Annotated in this window: 28 protein-coding genes; 11 read left to right on the top strand and 17 right to left on the bottom strand. The window is 62.2% G+C overall.

Annotated features, from left to right (window positions below):
• Positions 1-19: 19 nt before the first annotated feature.
• From cnrA to cnrY, 6 genes are all read right to left on the bottom strand, one after another.
• Complete coding sequence (gene cnrA / locus RMET_RS31155; protein ID WP_011239966.1) at positions 20-3,250, bottom strand: nickel efflux RND transporter permease subunit CnrA; 3,231 nt, start codon at positions 3,248-3,250, stop codon at positions 20-22.
• On the bottom strand, positions 3,247-4,434 hold the full coding sequence (gene cnrB, locus RMET_RS31150; RefSeq protein ID WP_011239967.1) for a nickel efflux RND transporter periplasmic adaptor subunit CnrB: 1,188 nt from the start codon (positions 4,432-4,434) through the stop codon (positions 3,247-3,249). The genes cnrA and cnrB overlap by 4 nt, the downstream gene beginning before the upstream one ends.
• A complete protein-coding gene (cnrC, locus tag RMET_RS31145; protein ID WP_011239968.1) occupies positions 4,431-5,687 on the bottom strand; it encodes a nickel efflux RND transporter outer membrane subunit CnrC in 1,257 nt (418 codons plus the stop codon). Before cnrC ends, cnrB begins: the two co-directional genes overlap by 4 nt.
• Positions 5,688-5,759: 72 nt before the next feature.
• Positions 5,760-6,335 carry a nickel resistance ECF sigma factor CnrH gene (gene cnrH / locus RMET_RS31140; protein ID WP_011239969.1) on the bottom strand — a complete coding sequence of 192 codons (576 nt, stop codon included), beginning with the start codon at positions 6,333-6,335 and terminating at the stop codon, positions 5,760-5,762.
• Positions 6,332-6,778 carry a periplasmic nickel sensor CnrX gene (gene cnrX, locus RMET_RS31135; RefSeq protein ID WP_011239970.1) on the bottom strand — a complete coding sequence of 149 codons (447 nt, stop codon included), beginning with the start codon at positions 6,776-6,778 and terminating at the stop codon, positions 6,332-6,334. Before cnrX ends, cnrH begins: the two co-directional genes overlap by 4 nt.
• Positions 6,775-7,062, bottom strand: a complete 288-nt coding sequence (gene cnrY / locus RMET_RS31130; RefSeq protein WP_011239971.1) for a cobalt/nickel resistance anti-sigma factor CnrY — start codon at positions 7,060-7,062, stop codon at positions 6,775-6,777. The genes cnrX and cnrY overlap by 4 nt, the downstream gene beginning before the upstream one ends.
• Positions 7,063-7,300: 238 nt before the next feature.
• On the opposite strand from cnrY, the gene RMET_RS33895 reads away from it, so the two are divergent.
• Positions 7,301-7,468 carry a YHYH domain-containing protein gene (locus RMET_RS33895; protein WP_349677146.1) on the top strand — a complete coding sequence of 56 codons (168 nt, stop codon included), beginning with the start codon at positions 7,301-7,303 and terminating at the stop codon, positions 7,466-7,468.
• 108 nt (positions 7,469-7,576) lie between these two features.
• Here the strand turns inward: RMET_RS33895 and RMET_RS31125 are convergent, their stop codons facing one another.
• Positions 7,577-7,945: a COG4315 family predicted lipoprotein gene (locus tag RMET_RS31125; RefSeq protein WP_029310258.1), complete on the bottom strand. Its 369-nt coding sequence runs from the start codon at positions 7,943-7,945 to the stop codon at positions 7,577-7,579.
• Positions 7,946-8,225: 280 nt separating this feature from the next.
• On the opposite strand from RMET_RS31125, the gene RMET_RS31120 reads away from it, so the two are divergent.
• Genes RMET_RS31120 through RMET_RS31075 form a run of 10 tightly spaced genes read left to right on the top strand, consistent with a single transcriptional unit; the run spans position 8,226 to position 15,896 of the window.
• Entirely contained in the window at positions 8,226-9,200 is a 975-nt protein-coding gene (locus tag RMET_RS31120) for a chromate resistance protein ChrB domain-containing protein (RefSeq protein ID WP_011514878.1), read from the top strand.
• Positions 9,201-9,242: 42 nt separating this feature from the next.
• A complete protein-coding gene (locus RMET_RS31115; RefSeq protein ID WP_011514877.1) occupies positions 9,243-10,448 on the top strand; it encodes a chromate transporter in 1,206 nt (401 codons plus the stop codon).
• Positions 10,449-10,467: 19 nt separating this feature from the next.
• Positions 10,468-11,061, top strand: a complete 594-nt coding sequence (locus RMET_RS31110; protein WP_011239974.1) for a superoxide dismutase — start codon at positions 10,468-10,470, stop codon at positions 11,059-11,061.
• Positions 11,062-11,078: 17 nt separating this feature from the next.
• Positions 11,079-11,420 (top strand): rhodanese family chromate resistance protein ChrE, encoded by a 342-nt coding sequence (gene chrE, locus RMET_RS31105; RefSeq protein ID WP_011239975.1) that lies wholly within the window; start codon positions 11,079-11,081, stop codon positions 11,418-11,420.
• Entirely contained in the window at positions 11,417-11,839 is a 423-nt protein-coding gene (locus tag RMET_RS31100; RefSeq protein ID WP_011239976.1) for a chromate resistance protein ChrB domain-containing protein, read from the top strand. The genes chrE and RMET_RS31100 overlap by 4 nt, the downstream gene beginning before the upstream one ends.
• Positions 11,840-11,897: 58 nt before the next feature.
• Positions 11,898-12,257, top strand: a complete 360-nt coding sequence (locus tag RMET_RS31095) for a hypothetical protein (protein WP_011514876.1) — start codon at positions 11,898-11,900, stop codon at positions 12,255-12,257.
• Between the two features lie 19 nt (positions 12,258-12,276).
• On the top strand, positions 12,277-12,585 hold the full coding sequence (locus RMET_RS31090; RefSeq protein ID WP_011514875.1) for a hypothetical protein: 309 nt from the start codon (positions 12,277-12,279) through the stop codon (positions 12,583-12,585).
• Between the two features lie 22 nt (positions 12,586-12,607).
• Entirely contained in the window at positions 12,608-13,849 is a 1,242-nt protein-coding gene (locus tag RMET_RS31085; RefSeq protein ID WP_011239977.1) for an MFS transporter, read from the top strand.
• Between the two features lie 57 nt (positions 13,850-13,906).
• On the top strand, positions 13,907-14,833 hold the full coding sequence (locus RMET_RS31080; RefSeq protein WP_011514874.1) for a DUF1259 domain-containing protein: 927 nt from the start codon (positions 13,907-13,909) through the stop codon (positions 14,831-14,833).
• A gap of 16 nt (positions 14,834-14,849) precedes the next feature.
• Complete coding sequence (locus RMET_RS31075; RefSeq protein ID WP_011514873.1) at positions 14,850-15,896, top strand: YncE family protein; 1,047 nt, start codon at positions 14,850-14,852, stop codon at positions 15,894-15,896.
• 187 nt (positions 15,897-16,083) lie between these two features.
• Here RMET_RS31075 and RMET_RS31070 read toward each other — a convergent pair whose 3' ends face one another.
• The 10 genes from RMET_RS31070 to merD all read right to left on the bottom strand — a co-directional run bounded on the left by RMET_RS31070 (position 16,084) and on the right by merD (position 26,227).
• Positions 16,084-17,571: a tyrosine-type recombinase/integrase gene (locus tag RMET_RS31070; protein ID WP_011239980.1), complete on the bottom strand. Its 1,488-nt coding sequence runs from the start codon at positions 17,569-17,571 to the stop codon at positions 16,084-16,086.
• The gene (locus RMET_RS31065; RefSeq protein WP_011514872.1) at positions 17,568-18,521 is read right to left on the bottom strand and encodes a DNA-binding protein; all 954 of its coding nucleotides are present in this window, start codon (positions 18,519-18,521) and stop codon (positions 17,568-17,570) included. The genes RMET_RS31070 and RMET_RS31065 overlap by 4 nt, the downstream gene beginning before the upstream one ends.
• Before the next feature lie 364 nt (positions 18,522-18,885).
• Positions 18,886-19,308, bottom strand: a complete 423-nt coding sequence (locus tag RMET_RS31060; protein ID WP_011239982.1) for an HU family DNA-binding protein — start codon at positions 19,306-19,308, stop codon at positions 18,886-18,888.
• Positions 19,309-19,391: 83 nt separating this feature from the next.
• A complete protein-coding gene (locus RMET_RS31055) occupies positions 19,392-20,450 on the bottom strand; it encodes a hypothetical protein (RefSeq protein ID WP_011514871.1) in 1,059 nt (352 codons plus the stop codon).
• A gap of 39 nt (positions 20,451-20,489) precedes the next feature.
• Complete coding sequence (locus tag RMET_RS31050) at positions 20,490-20,924, bottom strand: hypothetical protein (RefSeq protein WP_011514870.1); 435 nt, start codon at positions 20,922-20,924, stop codon at positions 20,490-20,492.
• A gap of 56 nt (positions 20,925-20,980) precedes the next feature.
• Complete coding sequence (locus RMET_RS31045; protein ID WP_011239983.1) at positions 20,981-23,950, bottom strand: Tn3 family transposase; 2,970 nt, start codon at positions 23,948-23,950, stop codon at positions 20,981-20,983.
• Positions 23,951-23,952: 2 nt separating this feature from the next.
• Positions 23,953-24,513, bottom strand: a complete 561-nt coding sequence (locus RMET_RS31040; RefSeq protein WP_011239984.1) for a recombinase family protein — start codon at positions 24,511-24,513, stop codon at positions 23,953-23,955.
• 129 nt (positions 24,514-24,642) lie between these two features.
• The gene (locus tag RMET_RS31035) at positions 24,643-25,632 is read right to left on the bottom strand and encodes a DUF3330 domain-containing protein (protein ID WP_003132006.1); all 990 of its coding nucleotides are present in this window, start codon (positions 25,630-25,632) and stop codon (positions 24,643-24,645) included.
• Positions 25,629-25,865 (bottom strand): broad-spectrum mercury transporter MerE, encoded by a 237-nt coding sequence (merE, locus tag RMET_RS31030; protein WP_003132004.1) that lies wholly within the window; start codon positions 25,863-25,865, stop codon positions 25,629-25,631. Before merE ends, RMET_RS31035 begins: the two co-directional genes overlap by 4 nt.
• Positions 25,862-26,227: a mercury resistance co-regulator MerD gene (merD, locus tag RMET_RS31025; RefSeq protein WP_000995360.1), complete on the bottom strand. Its 366-nt coding sequence runs from the start codon at positions 26,225-26,227 to the stop codon at positions 25,862-25,864. Before merD ends, merE begins: the two co-directional genes overlap by 4 nt.
• Positions 26,228-26,232 lie beyond the last annotated feature (5 nt).

The following is a 26,232-nucleotide window of genomic DNA, read 5'->3' as shown; positions in this document are numbered from 1 at the left end:
GGAGCGTGGACTCGCAAACTCATGCTTCCAGCGCTGCTTGCGCTTCCGGTCGGCCAGCGGTCCGGCGCTTCAGTACTATGCCGCAAAGGGCCGGCAGTACAAACAGTGTCAGCACAGTTGCGGTGACGAGTCCACCGATGACGACCGTAGCTAGTGGTTTCTGGACTTCGGCACCTGTACCTGTAGCAATCGCCATCGGCACGAAGCCCAGAGAGGCCACCAGAGCCGTCATCAGTACCGGGCGCACGCGTTCCATCGCACCTTCAATCACCGCAGCGTCAGGCGCCATCCCATCGTCCAGGCGTTTTCGGATAGCGGAAATCAGCACCAGTCCGTTCAGCACCGCCACACCGGATACCGCAATGAAGCCAACTGCCGCCGAAATAGAGAACGGAATCCCGCGCAGTAGCAGCGCAAACACGCCCCCCGCAAGTGCCAGCGGCACGGCGGTCAGCACGGTCGCCGTCAGCGCCGCGCTGCCGATCGCCATGTACAGCGTCGCCGCAATCAAAATAAAGCACAGCGGGACAATGATGGCCAGGCGCTTCGTAGCCGCCTGAAGATTCTGAAATTGGCCACCCCATTCGATGTACATACCCGGCGGCAACTTCACTTCCTTGGCGATCCGCGCCGCGGCATCGTCCACAAAACTGCCCAGGTCACGGCCGCCGACATTGGCCTCCACGTAGACGCGCCGCTTTCCGTTGTCGCGGCTTACTTCGTTGAGCCCCTGCGTGAACCGGAACTGTACCAGTTGGCGCAAAGGCACCGAGGCGCGGGCCTGGCCTTCCGATAGCGGCAACATGACGGGAAGCGCGCCGAGGACGTCGAGGTTTTCCCGCTGCTCACCGGGCAAGCGGATCACAATATCGAAGCGGCGGTCACCATCGAAAATCTGCCCGGCAGGTCGGCCCGCCATGGCGGTGGAAATAGTATCGGCGACTTCCTTGACCGTGAGTCCATATCGGGCGATTGCGGCGCGGTCGAACACGATGTCAAAGGTCGGAAAGCCGCTAGTCAAAGGCACACGGACGTCCGTCGCTCCCGGCGTCTTCTTCAAGACTGCGGCAATGCGTTGCGCTGTGGCCGCCAACTCGTCGAGATTCTCTCCGTACACCTTTACGGCCACGTCGCTTCGGACCCCACCGATCAGCTCGTTAAAGCGCATCTCGATCGGTTGCGTCACGTCGTAGTTGTTGCCGACCATCGGTGCTGTCTTCTCGCGGATACGCTCAATCACCTGTTCCTTGGTCGTCACGCCCTCCGGCCATTCGCTTTTCGGTTTCAGAATGATGTAGTTATCCGATGCATTGGGCGGCATGGGGTCGGCGGCGAGGCTGGCCGTACCCGCCTTCGAATACACAGTCTGCACTTCCGGCAGCGACAAGACGGCGCGTTCGAGCGGCAGGTCTATGGCAACCGACTGGTCAATCGACGTAGACGGAATCCGAACCGACGACAGGTTCAGGTTCAACTCATCCAGCGTGGGCATAAACTCGCGACCAACAAATGTGAACGCCACTGTAGCCACAGCGACTGTCGCGATGCCTGCGCCGATGAAGGGCATTGGGCGTGCCACGGCATGCTCCAGCCATGGCCGGTAACTTTCTTTGGTCGCCACGATGACGCGCACTTCTGTCTCTGCAACCTTTTTCCGGAGCATCACGGCGACCATGGCCGGCACGAAGGTGAGCGACAGCACGAAGGCAGAGGCAAGCGCCAGCATCAGCGTGATTACCATCGGGGAGAACATCTTGCCTTCCACGCCCTGGAATGTCAGACATGGCAGGAAGACCATGAAGATCACAAGCTGGCCGTAGACCGTCGGACGCACCATTTCACGTGACGATTGGACAACTTCCTGCAAACGCTCATCGAGCGTCAGCAGGCGCCCTTCGCGGTGCTGGCGCTCGGCCAGCCGCCTGAGGGAGTTCTCGACGATGATGACCGCGCCGTCAATGATCAGGCCGAAGTCGAGCGCACCCAGGCTCATCAGGTTGCCCGAGATGTGGAACTGATTCATGCCGATTGCGCTGACCAGCAGGGACAACGGAATGACTAGCGCGGCAATGGTGGCGGCACGCCAGTTACCCAGCAGCGCGAACAGAATCGCCACCACGAGCAGCGCGCCTTCGATCAGGTTTTTTGCCACCGTTTCGATGGTTGCAATCACCAGTTGCGAACGATTCAGCGTCGGGACAATCACCACGCCTGGTGGCAGCGTCTTCGAGATCTGTTCGAGCTTGTCACCCACGGCTTGCGCCACCGTCCGGCTGTTGGCACCGACCAGCATCAGCGCACTGCCCACCACCGTTTCATTGCCATTCCGGCTGGCGGCGCCTGATCGCAATTCACCACCAATCTTGACGCGCGCTACCTGCCCGACTGTGATCGGGACATTTTGCCGCTGCGCAATCACGGCACGGGATATCTCGTCCGCAGATTTGATACGCGCGTCGGCGCGGACCAGATACGACTCGCCTGAGCGCCGAATAAAGTTCGCGCCGACAGAAAGGTTGGTATCTTCGAGCGCCCGGGCTAGGTCCGCGTAGGAAACTCCGTATGCTGCCATCTTCCCCGTGTCCGGCTCCACCACAAATTGCTTGACATAGCCCCCTAGGGAATCGACATCGGCGACACCAGGCGTGGTGCGCAATTGCGGGCGGATGATCCAGTCTTGCACCGTACGCAAATAGGCCAGTCGTGACACACGATCGTCCAACCTCTCGCCACGCTCGGTGAGAAAGCTGCCGTCGCTCTGCCATCCGGGCTCGCCGTCCTTGATGGAGGCCCCTGTGCCGTCCGGATACTGGTATTCCACGCTGTAGTGGAACACTTCCCCCAGCCCCGTCGAAACAGGCCCCATCTGTGGCTCGACGTTTTCTGGCAGATTCGGCCGCGCCTGTGCCAGTCGTTCTGACACCTGCTGGCGCATGAAGTACAGGTTGGCACTCTCCTTGAAGATCACCGTCACCTGGCTGAAGCCGTTGCGCGACATCGATCGCGTGCTTTCCACCCCGTTCAGACCAGCAATCGCCGTCTCGATTGGATACGTGACACGCTTTTCTACCTCCACGGGGCTCATCGTTGGCACCACGGAGTTGATCTGGACCTGCTTGTTGGTAATGTCCGGTGTGACGTCGATGGGGAGCAGGTTGAGCTGCCAGGCCCCAATTACGGCGACAACTGCTGTCAGAAACAGGACCAGCCAGCGATAGCGGACTGAGCCGCTGAGAATGCTCTCGATCATTCCTCGTCCCCGCCGCCTTTGTTCATCTCGGCCTTAACCAGGAAGGCATTACGGGTGGCCACCTGTTCTCCAGCCTGCACGCCTGACAGAATCTGTGCCGAGCCGCCGCTGCGGGTGCCGACGAGGACGGGCATAGGGCGGAAGCCTTCCTGCGTGCGGACGAATAGGACGTCACGGCCGTCGAGGTTCTGCACCGCGTCTTCCGGCACGGACAGGGCGGCGGCATCAGCCACCGCTGTACGCAGACGCACCTGCACACCCTCGCCAACGACAAGTCGATCTGTAGGCTGTGCTGGTACCACCACCACGGTTGCAACGCGAGCGCTGCCCGTCACGGTTGGCGTCACCGCCTGCACGCGCGCTGACAATGGCGATCCATTGGCCAACAGAATGGTGGCTTCGCTCCCAGCGACGATGCGACTGGTATCTGCAGCCGTCACGGCGGCTTCTACCTGTACGGCGCCAGTTCCGGCTACCCGAAAGAGTTCGGCTTGTGGCGCCACAAATGCACCCAGGGTGACGGACTGGGCGGTGATCTTTCCTGCAATCGGGCTGACCACGGCGACCGAGCGCCCGTCGGACGCAAGGTGAGCGGACTGGGCCACCGTAGCAGCGCGCAGCGCCTCGGCTTGCGCAACATCCAGAGCAGCCTTTGCCGCCTCCATTTCCTGGCGCGGTGTCACGCCTTGCTGAAACAGGCTCGCCTCGCGCTCGTAGGTCTTGCGCGCGAGATCGGCCTTGGCCTGGGCCACTTTCCGCTCCGCTGCCATGCCGGCGGCCTCGGGGCTATCGACCAGGGCGAGTACATCGCCAGCCTTCACGACGTCGCCAAGCCGGCGCTGGACGCGTTGTACGGCGCCGGCCGCACGCGATACGATCACGGCTTCGCTACCGGGCAGCGCAGCAACCGTGGCGGGCGCAAGTATTTCCGTTCCGACGGCGGCGCTCGCCACAGGTTCTACGGCAATGTTTGCGGCGGCAAGATAGGTTGCTGGGATCTTAACCTCCTTCAGACCGGGCTTTACTGGGGCGGATTGTGGCTTCTGTGCTTCCGGGGCCTGTGTAGATGCGGGGGACTTCTCCGACACTGGGAGATGCGCCGCGCCAAAACCTACTGCCGCTGCGACGGCGGCGACCCCTGCGATCATCGGCCAGTTGACCGACCGGCGCTCGTTCTTCATCATCGTGATTCCTCAAAGGCTAGGCGGCCGTCCGCCTGTGCCAGCGCCGCCAGGGCGCGCACGCGCGCCAGGCGCGCATCGATCGTCAGTTGCCGGGCGTCGACGAGCGCTCGCCGCACCGCTAGCAATTCCATCAGTGGCGTCTTGCCGGATTCATAGCCAATGCGCCCCATGCGATAGGCTTCTGCCGCCGCCTGCTCTCCTTCGCTGGCAGCAGCGAGCTGCTTGTCGGCGGTCGCTACCTGGGATATGGCCGATTGGCGCGCCACGTTGGCCTCGAGCCGGACGCTGTCAAGCCGCGCTTGGGCGGCTGCAACCCGCTCAACCGCGGCATTGATGCCGTTCCGGTTCTGATCGAACAATGGAATGGAGGCCGTGACCCCAACCACATAGCCACTGGAATTGGTCCAGCCATAGCGGCGGACGCCCGCACTGACGCCAACATCAGGAATCCAGCGCTTCCTCTCGACGTCAACTTGAGCATCCAGCGCATTGCGTTCCGCTTCGGCGGCCCGCACTGACGGAGACTCGGCGAGTGCTGCCGGGGCATTCGGGACGACGGCCTGGGTCGTCAGCAAGGAACTCGTGACGGCCGTATAGGGTTCGGAGGCGCCGGACATCGCGGACAATCTCGCCAGAGCCTGGGTGGCATCGTTGGTGGCTGCCGCCTCCGCGGCCTGCGCCGCCGCCACACTGGCCTTGGCCTGCGCGCTGCGCAAGCTGGCTTCTTTCCCGGAATCGACCAACGCACGCGCGGCCGCCAACTCTTCATTGGCACGCGCCAGGTTTTCCGTGGCCAGTATCTTGCGTCCGAGCGCCGCTTCAGCCGTTGCATAGGCTACTGCAAGTTCGGCGGCGTAGGCTACCTGTGCCTGACGCTCCCGTGCTTGCGCCGCAGCGAAGTTGCGTTCGCCAACTTCGATCCGTGCGCCGCGCTTACCTCCTAGCTCGAAAGGCTGCGTGATCGAATAGGTATTCTGGCGCTGACTCAGCCCATCACTACTGGGAGCGCCAAGGTTTTCAAGCACCGTATCGATTCGCGGATTCAGCCAGGCTTGGGCCTGAGCAGCATCGGCGCCAGCCGCACGAACATTGGCGGCCTGCGCGACCATCGCCGGAGCGAGTGCAAGCGATTGCTGCAACAGGTTCGGAAAAGGAGGCGCCTCGGCAGCGTGGCTCAACGCAACGGGCAGCAGCCATATTGCGGAGCCGACGAAGCGAGGTCGACAAAGGAACGAGGAGATCACCTGTTTCATCAAGAGGTCAGCGGTGGAGGCTATCCCTCTCTATACGGACCAGGTCGATGCTTCCCCTCGGTGAATCCAAACTTATTTTTCCGAGTCAGCATCCAGCAGGGCGGAAAGCTTGGCCCGTGCCCGCCCGATGCGCCCTTCGACAGCCTTCACACTCAGCCCAAGCACGGCAGCCGCTTCTGGCTGAGACATCCCGACAATGGCCGTCAGGACTATGACTTCTCGCGAACCCGTGTCCAGCTTGCCCAAGGTGCTAGCCACGCGGGCCAACTCCAGCCGGGCGGCAACCTGTTGCTCCGGGCCCGGCTCGTCGTTGGCCACGCCGCCCGCAAGCTCCAGGTCGCCGAGGTTTTCGGCACCGAAAAGGAACTGCCTGACGCGCCGAAAGCGATACAAGTCCCGCATCTTGTTCAGCCCAATGCGGAAGAGCCAGGCGCGAAATGGCCTGTCGGGATCGAAGTCATCCAGGGCGTGCCAGGCGGCAACAAAGGTGTCCTGGACGACGTCGTCCACATCGGTTTCAGGGATGCCGAAGCTGCGCGCGGCCTGAGCCAGCGCCACGCCATGTCGCGCCACAAGTTGGCCGAATGCACGCTGGTTGCCGGAAGCGGCCTGTGCGGCAAGGATCCTGTCAGCGTCTTCCGGATTCACTGCGAGCCGCGGCGTAGTGCATCGATAAGAACGCGATCGTAAGCAGGTCGATGTTCCGGCTTCAGGCCCGCACGCATTTCAAACACGTGAACCAAGGTCGCTCGCTGGAGATCGCCGGCGGCCCGCTCTACTTCCTGGGTTGCTGCTTCCACCTCCGGTGACCAGGCGGGATTCTTGGCGATGGCGTCGGCAAGCTTGCCATTTGCAGCCCGCAGGCGTGTTTCGATCTCGCGCCGACGCTGCGCAAAGGCATCTTCTTTCAACTCAAGAATCTCGCGCTCGTTGGCATCTAGTGGAACAGCTTCGTGCAGGATTTCATGCAAGTCACCATGTCCGGCTTCATTCCGATGCGAGTAATACAGCCATGCCGCCGCGACGGACACGCCAAGTAGTGCGCCAAACAGCGTAGACAAGGAAAGCCGTCGGGTACGAGATTTCATCATTTACCGATGAGGAGTCCAAAGGGAGAGGCGGCGGACGGCGTCGCCACCCACGTCGGGGCAGGCTTTTCCAACATGATGGTCGCCACGCGATTGATTGCCGCAAACGCGACCAAGGCTGCAAATGCGGCGCAGCAGATGGCACGCCACGCGTCGCGGCGCGCGACGAGGACTCTTTGGGCCGGCTCTGCACTGATGCACTCCTGAATGCTGGTCACATCGACCCCAATGGACGCCTCTTGCGTCACTTTTCTCGCGTGCGTCAGCCACTCTTCCACGTCTGCCATGGCAAACCTCCATCCAGATCCATTGCCTCTTATACGGCTGCGCGAAGGACTCCCCCTTGAACCTCGGGTAGAAAATTGCAGAAATTCGCGACTCAGGGGCTGAAGGAGACTTCAGCCTCGCGGCACGTCTTGCCGCCGAGATTCTCGGGCGTTGGCGCTGTGACACGGCCGCAACAGGCCCTCCCGTGGCGGGGAAGGCCTAATCACCGCTCTGATGATAGTTTGAGCGTGCGGCAAATTGAGACCGCAAACCAATATTCCAGGGAGACTGACTTTGAAACGGATTGCCATCATTCTCACCGCCGTTCTGGCTTGCGCATCGGGCAGTGTATGGGCGCACAGCGGCGGAACTGACAGTCAAGGCTGTCATATGGACCACAAGACCGGCATTCGTCACTGCCACTAAAGCAAAGCCAGGCATTACCTGGCGGCCGCCAACGTCGCGGCCGCCAGGGTTCTGACCGCAGTCAATGCACGAGGGTCTCCCGCCCGAACTCTCATTTCGACCAAGCGTTCATCGCACAGGCACGCTGTGCCAAACCTCATTCAGACCATCCCCTGAACGGTCGCCTGGCTTCTTGTCCATCAGGCCGCGATACAACGGCTTTCCTTGATAAGCCCATTGCGATTTACCACCGCGGCCGGGGACTAGCGTGAGCATCCCAACCGGTTTGTCGTCGGAAGCGGCGAGTGCAGGTGGAAAATTCCGCTCGCAGTTCCCCTCGCAGGATTTGGCATCGGGGCTGCTCTTTCCAGCGAAGACGTACAACGTCATTCCCTGTTCGTCGACCAGAATGCCTTCGCTTGCGTGCGGGGCGGCGGCAACAGCAGAAGGAACGGCGAGATATCCCATCACAATCAATGCGATCGAGAGTCCTTTCATAAGGCACCTCCTAAATAGACCCAACTCGGCAACAAGAACGATGGCCCGGATGTAGAGGGCTCTGTCGTATGCGCAGGGGGCGATGAATTCTTGTAACTCCATAGGGGCTGGCCATACATCCGCCATCGTCCTACAGACTGCTCGCGAGTTAAGGAGCGAGCACCATGGAGGTAAAAGTGCTCATACGGCACTTTATTGCAATCTCCAAGGCGCCGAACGTTGATTTTGTAGAGATCTCTACAACATTGAAGTAGCGCATACAGCCCGCTAAGCTGTCTGCATGAACGCTCTCCCATCCTCTCCCGAGACTGCCTGGCTACTGCTCGTCGTTAGCTTGCCAACATCCGCCTCCACTGCGCGCATGCGATTCTGGCGCGGGATCAAGGCGCTTGGCGCCACAGCACTGCGGGACGGGGCCTATCTACTCCCCAATCTGCCAGGACTGCGGGCACCTTTGCAGACACTGGCAACCGATGCGGCCAGTGAGGATGGCAAGGTCTGGATGCTGTCCGTACAGGCCGCTGACGACCAGCAGGAGGCGGAGTATCGCGCGTTGTTCGACCGGTCCACCGAATATGCCGAATGGATGGTCGAACTCTCCAGCGCCCGCTCAACATTGTCCGATTCGGACGAGGCGGAGCTGCTGCGCGTGGCACGCCGGCACGGTCGAGGGATCGACGCTATCCGCAAGGTCGATTTTTTCCCTAACGAGGCGTCCGCCCGTGCCGAATTGCAGTGGCGCGACTTCAATGCAGCGATCGACATCTTGCTTTCGCCCGGCGAGCCGCACGGAGTAGCCGGCAACATTCCGCGACGTGACCCGACCCAGTATCAGGGGCGCCAGTGGGCGACCCGCCAGCATCTATGGGTAGACCGTGTCGCCTGCGCTTGGTTGATCCGGCGCTTTATCGATCCCCATGCCACTTTTCTCTGGCTCGAAGATGTCCGTCAGTGCCCTGACGACGCACTTGGATTCGACTTCGATGGCGCGACGTTCACACACATTGGCGACCGCGTTTCGTTTGAGGTGCTGCTCGCCAGCTTCGGACTAGACGAAGACAAAGGGCTCGCCCGCCTCGGCCAGATGATCCATGTTCTGGATGTCGGCGGCACACCGGTTGCCGAAGCCAGTGGCTTTGAGGCAGTGCTGGCAGGCGCCCGGGAACGCCTCCCTAACGACGACGCACTGCTGGATGAAGTCGGCTATGTCCTCGACTCGCTGTACACGCATTTCTCAAGCCCGCGCAAACGCTAGTCGTTGCCAATCAACAAAGAAGCAAACTATTCAACAGACACGATGAACTCGCCCCAACCACCCGATACCACTGCAGCCGGTTCGGTACATACCGCGCCCACTTATACGCTACGCCAACTGGTGATGTACTTCCTGCGGCTTGGCACCCTCGGCTTTGGCGGTCCCGTGGCGCTAGCCGGCTACATGCACCGCGACCTCGTCGAGGCAAAGCAGTGGATCACCGATGCCGACTACAAGGAAGGCCTTGCCCTGGCCCAGCTCGCGCCGGGACCGCTTGCCGCTCAACTGGCCATTTACCTGGGATACGTCCACTACCGCATCGTAGGCGCAACGCTCGTCGGCGTGGCCTTTGTACTGCCGTCGTTTCTCATGGTGTTGGCACTCGGGTGGGCATATGTGCGCTTCGGCGGCCTGACCTGGATGCAGTCGGTATTCTATGGCGTAGGCGCAGCAGTGATTGGCATCATCGCAATCAGCGCGTACAAGCTGACCAAAAAGAGCGTCGGCAACGACAAGTTGCTCTGGTTTATCTATCTGGTGCTCGTGGCCGTCACGGTCATTACAGAATCGGAAGTGGCGTGGCTGTTCCTTGCCGCGGGCGTCCTGGTCTGGTTCTGGCGCGCCCCGCCGAAGTGGCTGCGCCAAGGCAAGATGAATGCGTTCGCTGCGACCCCACTGCCGGCGGCAAGCGGCATGATGAGTACGTTGGATTGGCCGCTTCTTTCCCAGATTGGCGTGTTCTTTGCCAAGGCGGGAGCCTTCGTTTTCGGGTCGGGACTTGCCATCGTGCCGTTCCTGTACGGTGGTGTGGTGACGGAGTACCACTGGCTGAACGACAAGCAGTTTGTCGATGCCGTCGCAGTCGCCATGATCACACCCGGCCCGGTGGTCATCACCGTTGGCTTCATTGGCTACCTCGTCGCCGGCCTGCCTGGCGCCTGCGTGGCTGCGGCCGCAACGTTTCTACCGTGCTACCTGTTCACCGTCCTACCCGCCCCATATTTCAAGAAATACGGAAAACTACCTGCGATCCTCGCCTTTGTGGACGGTGTCACCGCGGCGGCCATCGGCGCCATTACTGGCGCGGTGATCGTGTTGGCGAAGCGGTCGATCGTTGATATCCCGACAGCGTTGCTGGCGCTTGTCACCGTCGCATTGCTTCTGAAGTTCAAGAAGCTGTCCGAGCCCATGATCGTTGCCGGGGCGGCCTTGATTGGTCTGGTCGCCTATCCGTTGTTGCATCACTGAGATGCCACAGGAGACTCTTATGCTCTACGAAATGAAGCCGCTAGGTTGTGAACCTGCGAAGCTGACTGGCCTCTCCGAGAAGCTGATCTTCAGCCACTATGAGAACAATTATGGCGGCGCGGTCAAGCGACTGAATGCCATTACGGCCACGCTCGCAGAGCTGGATATGGCAACCGCTCCCGTGTTCACGCTCAACGGACTGAAGCGCGAAGAACTCATCGCGACGAATTCCATGATTCTGCATGAGGTGTACTTCGACAGCCTGGGTGACGGCGGTTCGCTGGACGGTGCTTTAAAGACGGCGATCGAACGTGATTTCGGCTCGGTCGAACGCTGGCAGGCCGAATTCACCGCGATGGGCAAGGCGCTCGGCGGCGGATCGGGCTGGGTACTGCTTACTTACTCGCCGCGTGACGGGCGGCTGGTCAACCAGTGGGCATCTGACCACGCCCATACGTTGGCTGGGGGTACACCGGTCCTGGCGCTCGATATGTATGAGCACTCCTACCACATGGACTACGGCGCAAAGGCGGCAGCTTATGTGGACGCGTTCATGCAGAACATCCACTGGCAACGGGCGGCCACTCGCTTCGCGGCTGCCGTGCGGGACTAACCGAAGCAGGCACACCTATGCCTAACGCCACATCTTCCTTGGAACTCGCGGCTGCCTTGCACGGATTAAACGCCCCGCAGTTGATCGACGTCCGGCGTAAGCCTGCGTTCGATGCGAGTGAACAAATGATTGCGGGGGCTGCCTGGCGCAATCCGGACGAACTTGGCAACTGGATCGCCACGCTTGATGCGAATCGCCCGGTTACCGTCTATTGCGTCCACGGCCACCAGGTCAGCCAGGACTGCGCAGCGCTACTCGAGGCCGTTGGCTTCGACGCGACGTATCTGGTTGGTGGATTCGAAGACTGGATCGCAGGTAATCACCCGACGATTCGGAAACCATTACGGATAGAGCCATGAAATGGATCACACGTGAACGGCCAAAGATCGATCGTATTGCCTGCCCATGGCTGATCGCCCGATTTGTCGATGACGCGCCCGACTTCCTGTATGTACCGTCGGGCGACGTGGTTCGCATCGCCAACGAAACCGGCGCGATCCCCTACGACATCCCAGGTGTTGAGCTCACGCACGTCGGTGAGCTGTGCAGCTTCGACGCGTTTCTGGAGAAGTACAAGTTAGGCGAGAATCCGGCCCTTCAGCAACTAGCCAGCATTGTTCGCGGTGCGGATACCTCGCGGCTCGACCTCACGCCGCAGTCAAGCGGGCTCTACGCCATTTCACTAGGGCTTTCTCATGTCTTCACGAATGACCACGAGATGCTTGCGCAAGGCGTGGTGATGTACGACGCATTGTACGCATGGTGTCAAAGCTGTTAGGCGGAAACCCATCAATGGCCACCACAGGTCTCCACCTGACTTCCCTTGGGACGTTCAAATGAAACGAATACTGACTGCGGTATGTGCAGGAATCGCTATCACCAGTTCAGCGACCGCAGCAACGGCGCAAGACGTATTTCGACACCTGAAGGCATCGGAGATCAAACGGACAATCAGCGGGAAGGTGATCACTGACGGCCCCCACTGGGCCGACAAATTCGCATCGGACGGTACCGTCGAATCCATCATGCAAGGCCAGGTGCAGAAGGGGCGCTGGAGTGTACGCGGCAGCAATCTTTGCCTGGCCTATCCCAGCGCAAAGGCCGAGGAGTGTTTCGAGGTGTGGCGGTACGGCCAAATGATTGAGTATCGCCGCGATGGCGTCCTCTTGGCGCAAGGGAAGTTGGTGATTCAGTGAAGAAAGGAGGGAGCCTGCGATGTCTTCTCGTCTTCGCAAGTTCGCATCGGCTGCACTGGCTGGTGCACTAGCCCTGGCCACGACGGGCTGCGACAGGCACCCATTCGGCGAGCGCAGTCACCAGGTGGTCGCCATCGCTCAGGTTCCCGCACCAGTCAGATCAACGATTGACCAGCAGGCGAGGGGCCGCGCCGTCGGCGACATCAAAAAGCAGGTAGCGGATGGCAGGACTAGATACGAGGTCACTTTCGGGTCCGGCGCTGACAAGACAACAATATTGATCGGCGAGGATGGCAGACAACTCGCAGACGACGATGACGAGGACTGACTCCGCACCAGGCGAGGCTGGCATGTCGGCACGCGCAACCTTCCGTACGAAACTCGCCAGTCTTGTGCTTCCGCCTGGAATCGACGCAAGCGTGAAGCCGCTTCTCGTCGGCCGTGCGTTGCGTGGATTGTGCGACGGGTATGTCGCGGTACTCCTGCCAGCGTATCTGCTGGGGCTTGGCTTCGGCCAGTTTTCTGTCGGACTGATCAGCAGCGTGACGCTGATTGGCTCCGCGCTCGGAACCATTCTCGTCGGACTCGTTGGGAGCCGCTTTTCACAACGCCGTCTGCTGATGCTTGCTGCGGTGCTGATGGCGGCTACAGGGCTGGGCTTTGCAGTCCTGACATCACTGTGGCCACTGTTGATCGTAGCCTTTGTCGGTACGCTGAACCCGAGCTCGGGCGATGTCAGCGTGTTCCTGCCGCTGGAGCAAGCCCGTCTTGCAGACGCCGCGACACCTGAGGCCCGGACGGCGCTGTTCGCTCGGTACAGCCTTGTGGGGGCATTCTCCGCCGCCATCGGCGCCTTGGCTGCTGCCCTGCCGGCATGGATCTCCGCTCATGCCGATGTGTCGTTTCTGGCGGCAATGCGGTGGATGTTTGTCATTTACGCCTTGACCGGCATCGCGTTATGGGCGCTCTATACCCGCCTTCCCAAACCTCATCCGCAGTCGACCGCACCAACTACCCCCCTGGGCCCATCTCGTCACATCGTTATCCGGCTGGCGATGCTATTCAGCATCGATGCGTTTGCTGGCGGCCTGGTAGTGAATGCCCTGTTGTCGCTTTGGCTGATGCAGCGTTTCGGGATGTCCCCGGGAGCAGCGGGTCAGTTCTTTTTCTGGGCGGGATTGCTGACAACGGCCTCCCAGCTCGCGGCGGTGCCGTTGGCGCGCAAGATCGGGTTGCTGAACACCATGGTGTTCACTCACATCCCTTCGAGCGCCTTTCTGATTGCTGCCGCCTTCGCGCCATCGTTGGCATTGACTTTGCTGCTGTTGCTTGCGCGCAGTGCGCTGTCGCAAATGGACGTGCCGACTAGAACGGCGTTCGTGATGGCTGTGGTGACTCCCGCTGAGCGTACGGCGGCGGCAAGCCTGACTGCTGTTCCGAGGAGCCTGGCCGCTGCGGTCAGCCCGGTACTTGCAGGAGGGCTAATGGCCATGGGCTGGATTGGCGCACCGCCGTTGGCCTGCGGTGTGCTGAAAATCGGCTATGACCTCGCCATTCTGACCGCCTTCAGACGGATCAAACCGCTCAACTGATCGAGATTCGGCGTGTAGCCGACCTGGCGCCTTTCAGGCGCGAAACTGGAGCGAACAATGCAAGCTGCAAAGCAAGTCGTACTGGCCGTTTCCTGCATCATCGGTGCCTGCACTATCGCGACCGCAGCCCCTGTGGAGCGACGTGTAGCACTGGATACCACTCGACTCGAGCAGATCACCGGCTTGAAGGGCAGTTTTTCCGAAGCCGAGAACGTCTTCAAGGTTTCCAAACCACGTACCGACGTGCCGATCAAAGTGGATGGTGCGGCCATGCCCCCCTTCATGGGGCTAACGTCGTGGGCAGCGTTCACTCCGGCACACGGACATCAAGTCATGCTGATGGGAGACACTGTTCTTCTTGAGGACGAAGTGAATCCAGCCATGAGCGTCGCGCTCGAGGCCGGGTTGGACGTCACGGCGCTCCACAATCACTTCTTCTTTGATCAACCGCGGGTGTACTTCATGCACATCGGAGGTATGGGCAATCCTGATCAGCTAGCCGCCGGCGTGAAGAAGCTATACGACAAGATAGCCGAAATACGCGCCGCCAACCCTTCCGTTGGGAGCGGCTTCTCAGGTGCGATTCCGCACGAGAATGCGATCAGTGCCGCACCGCTTGAAACCGTCTTCGGCAAGAAGGGACAGGCGAGCAACGGGATGTTCAAAGTTGTCATCGGTGCCAAGGGGACCATGCATGGCGTCACGTTCGGCAATGAGATGGGCCTTAATACGTGGGCGGCGTTCGCCGGGACCGATGACTCCGCCATCGTGGACGGGGACTTCGCGATGCGCGAAGAGGAGCTTCAGGTGGTGCTCAAAGCGATGCGATCAGGTGGCATCAATATCGTTGCCATCCACCAGCACATGACCAACGAACAGCCGCGCTATATGTTCCTGCATTATTGGGGCAAGGGCAAAGCGACTGAGCTCGCCGCAAGTATCAAGAAGGCCTTGGACGCACAGGCTGGCGTGCATAAACCATAGGCTCTGGAGCATCTCTATGTTCACAAGGCGCACCCCGCGAGAACAGCAATCGCTGCGATACCACGGCCTATCCGTTTTGGCACTCTTGTTTGCTATGTTGCTCGACCCAGCTCCCTGCCTGTCCGGTACGACGACGATGCCTTCTCGCGCCTTGCCGCTGCAACACGTAGGCGACTTTCGATTGCCGGGTGGGAAGACCCGATGGGACTATCTCAGCCTCGACCCGACCCGTTCCAAGCTATTCATTGCGCATCTCGGTGATAGCGAGATCGTCGTGATGGACACCAAGACGAAGACCATTGCGGCAACCATATCCAACGTGGGCCATGTGCATGGAACGCTCGCCATTCCCGAGCTCAATCGCGTGTACGCGTCGGCAACCGGAACCGATGAGGTCGTGGCAATCGATGCATCCACATTTAAGATCGTAGCCCGCATCCCAGGCGGCAAGTATCCTGACGGGATCGCCTATGCGCCAGAGGTTGGCAAGCTGTATGTCTCTGACGAGCATGGCAACACCGAAACCGTGATCGACGTCCGCACTAACCGGCGTGTGGCTACCATTGAGTTAGGCGGAGCCGTCGGGAACACGCAGTACGACCCCGTCTCAAAACACATCTTCGTGAACGTCCAGGGTCGCCAGTCTCTGGCCGAGATTGATCCGCAGACTGACAGAGTCTTGGATCGCATCGCGCTGCCGGGAGCAGAAGGCAACCACGGGTTGCTAATCGTGCCGAAGTTCCGGCTAGCGTTCATCGTCTGTGAGGGCATTGATCGCTTGCTAGTAATGGATTTGGAAGCCAAACGGATCGTCGCAAATTTCGGCGTCGGCGGGGAGCCGGATGTGCTGGGTTATGACGAAGATCTTGGCCAGGTGTATGTGGCAAGCGAGTCAGGCGTGCTGTCGGTTTTCAAGGTCACAGCTACAGACGTGACAAAGGTCGCGGAAGGCTTTGTCGGAGCGAATGCGCACAGCCTCGCCGTCGACCCCGCTTCGCATGAGATCTATCTTCCGCTGAAGAATGCAGATCATCACCCCGCAATGCGGGTTATGAGGCCTTAACGCTCGTTCTGGCAATATCGCTCGCACATCCTGACTGCTCCGGATCAGGACGTCTATATCGGCGCCCATAGCGGTCACTTCATGTCAGGTCCCCGAACGACTGAGATGGGTTGTTCCGCGCCATCTGATTTGGTCGACCAGGCGCCGCGTCGCCTGCACAACGGGTCCTCGCCGGCCCGACCGGTCACTAGGGCACATCATCAGCGAACGTGGCATCGACGAAGGCACGCAATTGCGTCAGATCTGTCTTGGCGTAGGCTGCCGTGGTTTGTACGGAGGCGTGGCCAAGCAGCGCCTGGGCGGCCGGCAGCGGCACCTGGTGGTCGACCACCAGCGTACGTGCGTAGGCGTGGCGCAGCCAGTGGGGCGACGCGGCGCGCAGCAGCATCGCCTTTGCGGGTTCGCGCGCCTGCAGACCATCGGCCACGACAGCGAAGATCGCCTTGATCTCCCGATAGAGCCCCGTCTGCTGCAGCGCTTCCCCCTTGCTGCCGTGGATCACGGGCAATGTTTCGTGCGCCGATGGCTCGGGTGGCAGGCCGCGGGCACGCCGATAGGCCCGCAGCACGACCATGCACTGGGCCGGCAGCGGGATGGCTCGTACCTTGCGCCCCTTGCCGCAGACATAGAGCGTCCACCGCCCAGGCGCCTCGGCCTCCAGTCGGGGCAGTGCAGTCTCGGCCGACCAGGCCAGTTCCGCCAGGCGCACGCCGGCATAGCGATACAGCGCCCAAATCGCACGCTGGCGAAGCGCCGGCAACAAATCGCCGGCACTGTTTGCGTCAAGCCAGGCATCGCACGCGTCTAGCAGTGCCGACGGGATCAGCCGCGTCGGCACAAAGCCGCTTCGTGCGCGGCTGCCGGCGGACAGTCCGGCGGCCGGGTTGGCATGCAGGTAGCCGGTGGCGTACCAGTAGCCGTAGAGGCTGGCTACCACCGCGAGTGCGCGCGTGCGGGTCGCTTCGGACAGCGGCGGTGTGGTGTTCGCGGTGCCGGACGAGCCGTGCTCCAACGTGTGCCGGTAGGCGAGCAGTTGCTGGCGCGTCAGATCCGAAAAAGGCCCGAAGCCATGCGTGCCGCACCAGCGCATCAGCCGACGCAGCTCGGCCCCATAGGCGCGTAGCGTGTGGGACGATCGGCCAGTCCGGTCGCGCAGAAAAAGCGCCAGCGCCTGCGCGTCGTCGACGGCGCCCAGCGTGTTGGCGGCGGCCTGTGGCTGGGCAAAGCGGCCGGTGCGCGCGAGCCACGCGTGATCTGCGTGACTGTGCGCAGCCAACCACGGATTTGCCACCAGCCCCGTTGTCTGCGCGGTCGCCGGCACTGCCCCTGCGTTCGCCGAGGCGTCGGCGGACCGGAAGCGACGCCGATGCGTGTGCAGCAGCCGAGCGAGGACCGCGTCCGGGCTCGGCGCCTGATCCGCCGGCGCGGTGCGCAGACGCCCGCGCTCCCAGTACTCGACCGCCCCGTCGTGGGTCAGCAGCAACTTGAGGACCGTCGGCTGCGCCGCCTTGGCGTCCGCGAGCGATCCGTAGCGGCGCTTGATGCGCGTCAGGGTCCAGTGCGCGTAGACCGGGTGCCCGAGCGCCTCGGCGAGGTAGGCGAGCGCCGCGTCTACCTTGGCCGGCAAGGGGCGCGGCGGCACCGCGCCCGTATCGATCCAGTCGGCCGGATTCATGGCTTGTCGCGGCGCTTGCCGTCGGGCTTACCGGCCGGCTTGGCGGTCGATCGGGTCGCACGTGCCACCTTGGCGGCGGGCGTGGCAGCGGCCAGGGTCGCGCGCAGCATTTCGTCGAGCTGGGCGCGCTGGCTGGCGGTGACGGCCTTGAGCGCGCTCGCCTCGCCGACGGCGGTCTGGCGCGCGGCGCGCTCGCTGACCAGTTCTGCGTCCAGTCGTCCGCGCTCCTCTTCGAGCGCAGCGATGCGCCGCTCCGCGAACTTGAGTTGTGAGGCCAGTTGTGCGCGCTCGGCGCGCACCGCATCGCGCTGATGGGCGGTTTCCTGCAGGAGTTGTTTCGACAGGGCCTCGTAGCGCGTCTGGATCGTGGCGATCGCCTCGGTGTGGGCGCGCTCGTCCGCCACGGCACGTTCCTGCACGGTCGCGAGTGCCGTCTCGAGTTCGCCACGACGTGCCGCCTGCTCGTCGGCCCGCGCGCTAGCCGTTGCCAGGGCCGCTCTGGCTTCGGCCAGTACGGTGTCGCGCGCGGCAAGCTGCCCGCGGACCTCACTGAGTTCCTGGCGCAGCAGTTCGACCCGCAGGTCGGCCTCGGCGCGGGCGGACTGCGCGGCCTCTGCGGTCTGTTGCGCCTCGCGCCGCAGACGCACCACATCGTCAAGCTGCACCGCGACCGCAGCTTGCCACAACGCGCGCATCGCTTCGGCGATCTCGGCGGGCAGCTCGGGCAGGGCCAGGTCGGCCAGGCCCGCGCGCACCACTTCGGCCTCGATGGCATTGAGCGTGCGCGACAGCGTCGCCGGGTCGCCGCCGCCGAGGCGGTCGCGCAGCTTGCGCACCGACACCACGCGTCGAAAGCGTGCGGCCGAAGGCGGCGCCGCGTCGCCGGCTTCGGTCAGCATGGCCAGCACGGTGGCGCGGATCTGGTCGGGCGTGGCGGCGAGGCGGGGCATGGTGGCGTCCGAGCGTAAATGTCACCCTATCTTACGTACATGTATAACGTTAGGAAAGCAATTTAAAGGTAATCTGAAATTACCGAAGACGGATAAATCTAATTATCTTGCCGAAACAGCGCGCCGCACGGGCTTGCCGGCACGCTACCGGGGGCTGAGAGGCCAATCTAGGTTCAGGGGACGGAGCAAAGGACCAGTCAGCAATGACTGATTTGACTGGGGTATCAGGCGAGCGCTGGCCGGAACCCCGCGTGGAGACTAGGGGCGGCTACCCCGGTAATGTGCAGGGAAATCAAAGGGACCCCTGCTCCAAATGAAAAGGCCTGGCAATGTGCCAGGCCTTTTTGCTTGATAGGCAGCGGTATTACAGAGCCGCGTCTTTCAGCTTCTTCAACGGACGGACCTTCACCTTCACCGAGGCCGGCTTCGCGGCGAACCATTGATCAGCGCCAGTGAAGGGGTTCCGGCCGAAGCGCTTCTTGGTCGCAGGCACCTGGATGGCCGACACCTTGAACAGTCCCGGGAACGTGAACTCACCGGCCCCCTTTTTGTGAATGGCGCTGGCGATGGTGTTCTCCAGATGGGCAAGCACCGTCTGAACGGTTTTCTTGTCCAACTCAGTCTGCGTCACCAGGTGGGCGAGCAGGCTCGACTTGTTGAACGTATCCTTGATCGGCTTGGCCACGGGCGCGGCAGCTGCCTTCTTTGCTGCTGGTGCAGCCTTCTTCGCCGGCGCTGCCGGTTTCTTGGCCGCTGTCTTCGGGGCGGCCGTCTTCTTTGTTGCCATGGAGCTCCTGTTTCGAAAATGTCGGCATCTGGCCGGACCGAAATAGCTTAGCGAGAAGGCCGCGTTTCGTGCAATAGGAATTGCTAGTCTGCGGCCTTTGCTGCGGCCTCGTAGCGCCGGCGTTTGTGCTGATTCTTTGGCGCGATGGTGTTGAGAATCGCGCATGACGGGCACCAGTGGCCAGCCTTTACCCCGGACGGGGTTGCGTCCCATACGTGGCCACGATGGCATTCCCACTTGAGCTTCGCTTTGCCGGTGCGGTAGGTTTCGGAGAGACATTTGCCGCCGCGCTCCCGTGCCACGGCGTGCATGGCTTCGATGCCCAGCTTTTGTCCCTCGTTGCGGCAACGCCGGCACCAGCCTCCCTGGAGGACGTTGTTGCCGAGTGCATCCCATTCGTGGCCAGCCTTGCAGAGGAACCGGTAGGTCGCGGCCGTTCCATGATAGGCGGTGCTCAAACATCGGCCGCCTTGCTCGTGAGCGGCCTTCTGTATGCGCGCTAAGCCCTCGGCATCGGTACGCCTTTCCCCAAGTCTGGCATCCGTGCATGCTCGGCACCAGTTCCCCTGTTTGAGAACCTTGTAGCCCATCGCTTCCCACCGGTGGCCGGCCGCGCATTCGAACGGGTAATGATCGCGACCAGTCTTCCACACGGCTGCAAAGCACTTTCCACCGTGCTCGGCGGCCTTTCTGTGGAGGTCGATCAGACCGTACTTTGACGCTTTCGGTTGCGGGGTGGAAATCGTGGGCTTTCCAGCGCAACGAGGACACCAATAGCCCGCCAATACGCTTCGGCCCTCTGGCGTCCATTCATGGCCTTTTTCGCAGCGTATCCGGTGTATCGCTGCTCCACCCAAAAATCCGCCGTCGTTCAGGCACTGGCCGCCGCGTGCGGCCACGAGCTTGTGGAACTTCGCTGCGACGTTGGCGCGATTGCATTCAGGGCAACCGGAGGCCTTGTATAGGACGCCGTATGCGGCGCGCTCGAAGCGATGCCCACTGGCGCATTCAAGGAGAATCTTGGCACTGACGCTGTGCCATGTCGTCGCGTGACAGACGAAGCCTTGCAGTGTGGCGGCGGCGCGAAGCCTGGTAAGGGCGGCCGCCGCGCGCTGCGACGTTTTGGGACTGGCTTGTTTCACTGTGCGACGCGATCAATCGATACTCAGACCTTCGGAATCCTAGCATCCCATCCGGTACTGTTGGTCGCGGATCACGCGGTGCTGCTGGCGCAGGTTGTCTTGCCACGACGATGGGTTGGGGCGTCGCATCGAAGCTTCAACGGCCCTGGCCTGCTCGGCGAGCGCATCGCATGCAACGGCCTGTGGCTGGGCCTGTACGGACGTGGTAGCAGTGGCGTTCTGCGCCCCCGCGCGAGACGTGCTCGCGCGCGCCTCGAGATACTCCTGCTCTTGCCGGCGCACGCCTTCACTTTTGCCGATAGTAGAGACCGTCCCGACGGCAGTGCTGGCAACCGGAGAATAACCTGTTGGGCAGTACAGATCCTGCGTGTACAACACTCGGCTGGCGCGCTGGCATTTCGTAAAGGCATGGGCTGTGCCCAGCGAAGCGCCGATCATGGCCAAGGCCGCCAAGCAGATCGTTACTCGACCCATGCGTAGCTCGGGTCGTTCGTGATGGGGTCGTCTCAGAAAACGGAAAATAAAGCACGCTAAGCAGGTTGCAACGGCCGCAGCGGCCTGAACTTGCCCGCGCCGATCTTGGCGCTGCTGCGCCAGAGGTAATCGCCGGTCAGGTTGATGTGCTCCCAGCCGAGCGGCGACAGGTACTGCAACAGCGCGTCATCGACGGCGTGGCCGTTGCCCCGCAGCGCGTGCGCAGCCCGTTCCAGATAGACCGTGTTCCATAGCACGACGGCCGCCGTCACCAGGTTGAGGCCGCTGGCACGGTAGCGCTGCTGCTCAAAGCTGCGGTCGCGGATTTCACCCAGACGGTTGAAGAACACGGCGCGGGCCAGCGCATTGCGGGCTTCGCCCTTGTTCAGCCCAGCGTGCACGCGACGGCGCAGCTCCACGCTTTGCAACCAATCCAGGATGAACAGCGTGCGCTCGATACGCCCCAGCTCGCGCAGGGCCACGGCCAGGCCGTTCTGGCGCGGATAGCTGCCGAGCTTGCGCAGCATCAGCGAAGCCGTCACCGTGCCCTGCTTGATCGACGTGGCCAGCCGTAGAATTTCATCCCAATGGGCGCGAATAGCCTTGATGTTCAGTCTGTCGCTGCTAATCATCGGCTTGAGCGCGTCGTAGACGGTGTCGCCCTTGGGGATGAACAGCTTGGTGTCGCCCAGGTCGCGGATGCGCGGCGCAAAGCGGAAGCCCAGCAGGTGCATCAGGCCAAATACATGATCGGTGAATCCTGCCGTATCGGTGTAGTGCTCCTCGATGCGCAGGTCGGACTCGTGGTACAGCAAGCCGTCGAGCACATAGGTCGAGTCGCGCACGCCGACATTGACCACCTTGGTGTGGAATGGCGCGTACTGGTCGGAGATGTGGGTGTAGAAAGTCCGCCCAGGACTGCTGCCATATTTCGGGTTGATGTGGCCAGTGCTCTCGGCCTTGCTGCCGGTTCGGAAATTCTGGCCGTCCGACGATGACGTGGTGCCGTCGCCCCAGTGCTCGGCGAAGGGATGCCGGAACTGCGCATTGACCAGTTCGGCCAGCGCCGACGAATAGGTTTCGTCGCGGGTATGCCAGGCTTGGAGCCAGGCGAGCTTGGCGTAGGTCGTTCCGGGGCAGGACTCCGCCATCTTGGTCAGACCCAGGTTGATGGCGTCGGCCAGGATCGTGGTCAGCAGCAGGTTCTTGTCCTTGGCCAGGTCGCCCGATTTCAGGTGCGCGAAGTGCCGGGTGAAGCCTGTCCATTCGTCTACCTCCAGCAGCAGTTCGGTGATCTTGACGTGCGGCAGGATCATTGCTGTCTGGTCGATCAGCGCCTGCGCGGTGTCGGGCACCGCCGCATCGAGCGGCGTGATCTTCAGGCCCGACTCCGTGATGATGGCGTCCGGCAGCTCGTTGGCCAGCGCCATGCGGTTGACGGTGGCGAGCTGCGTTTCCAGCAGCGTCAGCCGGTCATGCAGGTACTGGTCGCAATCGGTGGCCACGGCCAGCGGCAATTCGCTGGCCTGCTTGAGGCTGGCGAATTTCGCGGGTGGCACCAGGTAGTCCTCGAAGTCCTTGAACTGGCGCGATCCCTGCACCCAGATGTCGCCGGAGCGCAGGGCGTTTTTCATCTCCGACAGCGCGCACAGTTCGTAGTAGCGCCGATCGATGCCGGTGTCGGTCATCACCAGCTTCTGCCAGCGCGGCTTGATGAAATCGGTTGGCGCGTCGGCGGGCACCTTGCGGGCGTTGTCGCTGTTCATGTTGCGCAGCACTTCGATGGCCTCCAGCACATCCTTGGCAGCGGGCGCGGCCCGCAGCTTGAGCACGGCGAGGAATTCCGGCGCGTAGCGACGCAGCGTGGCGTAGCTCTCGCCGATGCGGTGCAGGAAATCGAAGTCCTCGGGCTGCGCGAGCTTCTGCGCTTCGGTGACGCTCTCGGCGAAGGCGTCCCAGGACATGACGGCCTCGATGGCGGCAAACGGATCGCGGCCCGATTGCTTGGCCTCGATCAGTGCCTGACCGATACGCCCGAACAGCCGCACCTTGGCGTTGATCGCCTTGCCGGACGCCTGGAACTGCTGCTGATGCTTGTTCTTGGCGGCGTTGAACAGCTTGCCCAGGATGCGGTCGTGCAGGTCGATGATTTCGTCGGTGACGGTGGCCATGCCTTCAATGGCGAGCGCCACCAGGGTCGCGTAGCGCCGCTGCGCCTCGAACTTGGCCAGGTCGGCGGGTGTCATCTGGCCGCCCTCGCGGGCGATCTTGAGCAGCCGGTTTTGGTGGATCAGCCGCTCGATGCCGGTAGGCAGATCGAGCGCCTGCCATGCCTTGAGTCGTTCGATGTGCTCCAGCATATGCCGCGAATTGGGCTTGACGGGTGACTGGCGCAGCCAGGCCAGCCAAGTCGTCTTGCCGTTGTCCCGGCGCTTGAGCAGATCGTCGAGGCGGCGGCGATGCGCGTCCGACAGTGGTTCGGCCAAGGCGTAGTAGATGCGCCGGTTGGCGCGGGTGATCGCTTCGGCGCTCGCCCGCTCGACGGCGTTGAGGGCAGGCAGAATGACCGACTGCCGCCGCAGATGCTCGATCAAGGCGCTGGCCAGCACAATGCCCTTGTCGGTTTGCATGGCCAGCTCGGTCAGCGTGTGGACGGCCTGCCGGTAGTGGCTCATGGTGAAGGGCTGGAAGCCGAACACCGTTTGCAACTCGACCAGATGCTCGCGCCGGGTCTGCTCCCGCTGCCCGTACTCGCCCCAGCTTTCGACACTGACCTTGAGCTGGTCGGCGACCAGTTTCAGCAAGGGCGGAAACGGCGGCTCATCGACGCCAAGGAGGATGCCGGGAAAGCGCAGGTAGCAGAGCTGAACTGCAAAGCCCAAGCGGTTCGCAGGCCCGCGCCGTTGCCGGATGATGGAGAGGTCGGTATCGCTGAACGTGTAGTATCGGATCAAGTCGTCCTTGGTATCCGGCAACGCCAACAGGCTTTCCCGCTCGGCGGCGGACAGAATGGAACGACGTGGCATATTTACTGATCCGCTCTCAAGTATTGATACAGGGTCTCCCGGCTGACACCAAACTCGCGGGCCAGCTTCGCTTTTTGTTCGCCGGCGGCGGCCCGCTGCCGCAGATCGGCTACCTGTTCGGGCGACAGCGCTTTCTTGCGGCCCCGGTAGGCTCCGCGTTGCTTGGCGAGCGCGATGCCTTCCCTCTGCCGCTCGCGGATCAAGGCCCGCTCGAATTCAGCGAACGCCCCCATGACCGACAGCATCAGGTTCGCCATCGGCGAATCCTCGCCGGTGAAGGTCAGGCTCTCCTTGACGAACTCGATGCGCACGCCGCGCTTGGTGAGCTTTTGCACGAGGCGGCGCAAGTCATCGAGGTTGCGCGCCAAGCGATCCATGCTGTGAACCACCACGGTGTCGCCTTCGCGCACGAAGGCCAGCAGCGAATCAAGCTCGGGCCGCTGGGTGTCCTTGCCCGACGCCTTGTCGGTGAACACCTTGCCGACTTCGACGTGTTCAAGTTGCCGTTCCGGGTTCTGGTCGAAGCTGCTGACCCGGACGTAGCCGATGCGTTGACCCTGCAAGATGCCTCCCTGGACGAAAATGTCAGGAAGAAATCTATGACCTTTTTCAGCTAGTGTCAATAAATAACACAACCGACTCTATTCTGACGTTGTGAGGCAGTCTACCCTGACATCCGGTTAGGGTATGCCTCAATCTGACGGTAGCGAGTCGCAGGCGTTCGGATCGGCATCGGTTTCGTTCCCTGTCTTGGCACGCGCTTCGAAGCGTTGATAACACTCCAACCCGCAGAAGTGCTCGACGTATTCCGCGCCTTCCGGGGTGAAGGCGGCATCGAGCGGGATTTCCTTGCAGCACACGCAGCAACTGGTGGTGGTCGAGTCACTTGCATTCATGGTGGCACCCCTCCATTGACTGACGAAGACGGCGAATGCCGCCGCCGGCATTGGCTTCGCGAACAGGAAGCCTTGTCCTGTGTCGCAGTCCGCTTGTCGCAATAGATCAAGACTCGCCGATGTTTCCACGCCTTCAGCCACCACATCCATGCCCAGCCCGTGCGCAAGCTGAATCACGGTGTGCACGATGGTTTGGTCGCGGCGGTCGTTGGCGAGCCCGGCGACAAACGATTGGTCGATCTTGAGCGTGCTGATTGGGCAGCACTTCAGATGTTGCAGACAGGAATACCCCGTCCCGAAGTCATCGGCGGCGAAGCGCACACCGATCTGCCGCAAGGCGTCCAGGGCGGGGAAGATCGCCGGATCACCAAACGCGACCGATTCGGTCAGCTCGATTTCGAGATACTCGGCGGGCAACTCGGCATCAGCCAGCACGCCCTTTACCCACCCGTCGAAGTCCGGTCCCACTTGGCTCGCCGAAACATTGACGGCCAGCCGGAACGGTCGCCATGCCAGCATTCGCCAGTCACGCATCTGGCGGCAGGCTTCGCCCAGCACCCAAGCGCCGATTTCAGGCATCAGGCCGGACGATTCGACCACGGGCAGGAACTGGCCCGGTGGCAATAGTCCAAGCGTCGGATGACGCCAGCGCAACAGGGCTTCCGCGCCGACAATCCCACCACTGCGCAGATCGACGACGGGCTGGTAGTGCAGTTCAAGCTGCCCGCGCTCGACCGCTTGGGCCAGTTCCGGCGTCGTCCATCCATCCGGCCGGAAAGCGCTCATTCTCTTTCCCTGAATGCCCGCAACGCCCGCGACAGGGACAGAAGGAACAGGCCGGTCAAACCGAGCGCCGCGATGACCCAATGCTCGCCGAGGAAAGCACCGGCGGTTGTGCCGGCCAGCACGACAGCGAGGATGGGCAGGTGGCAGGGGCAAGTCAGCACAGCCAGTCCGCCCCACAGGTAGCCGGTGATCGGTTTGTGCGTCTCGGACGGCAAGCGCTCGGGGTTGTTCATGGCAGACTCTCCGCGTGCTGTGCCGGCTCGGTCGGCAGGGTGGCCAACTGCACTTCCAGATCGGCCAACGCTTCGCGCCGACGCTCGACGAACTGACGCAGCAGGGCAAGCTGCGCGGCCGCTTCGTCGCCGTCCGCCGCATCCAGCGCCCGGCACAGCCGCGCCAGCGCGTCGAGGCCGATGCCCGCCTCGAAGGCCGCCCGCACGAAGCACAGCCGTTGCAAGGCGGCGTCATCGAACAAGCCGTAGCCGCCTGGTGTGCACGCCACCGGGCGCAGCAATCCGCGCAGCAGGTAGTCGCGCACGATATGCACGCTCACCCCGGCATCAAGAGCCAGCCGGGACACCGTGTAGGCGTTCATTGAAC

The organism is Cupriavidus metallidurans CH34 (genome assembly GCF_000196015.1).
Taxonomy (GTDB): domain Bacteria; phylum Pseudomonadota; class Gammaproteobacteria; order Burkholderiales; family Burkholderiaceae; genus Cupriavidus; species Cupriavidus metallidurans.
This window is presented reverse-complemented; position numbering and strand designations above follow the sequence as displayed.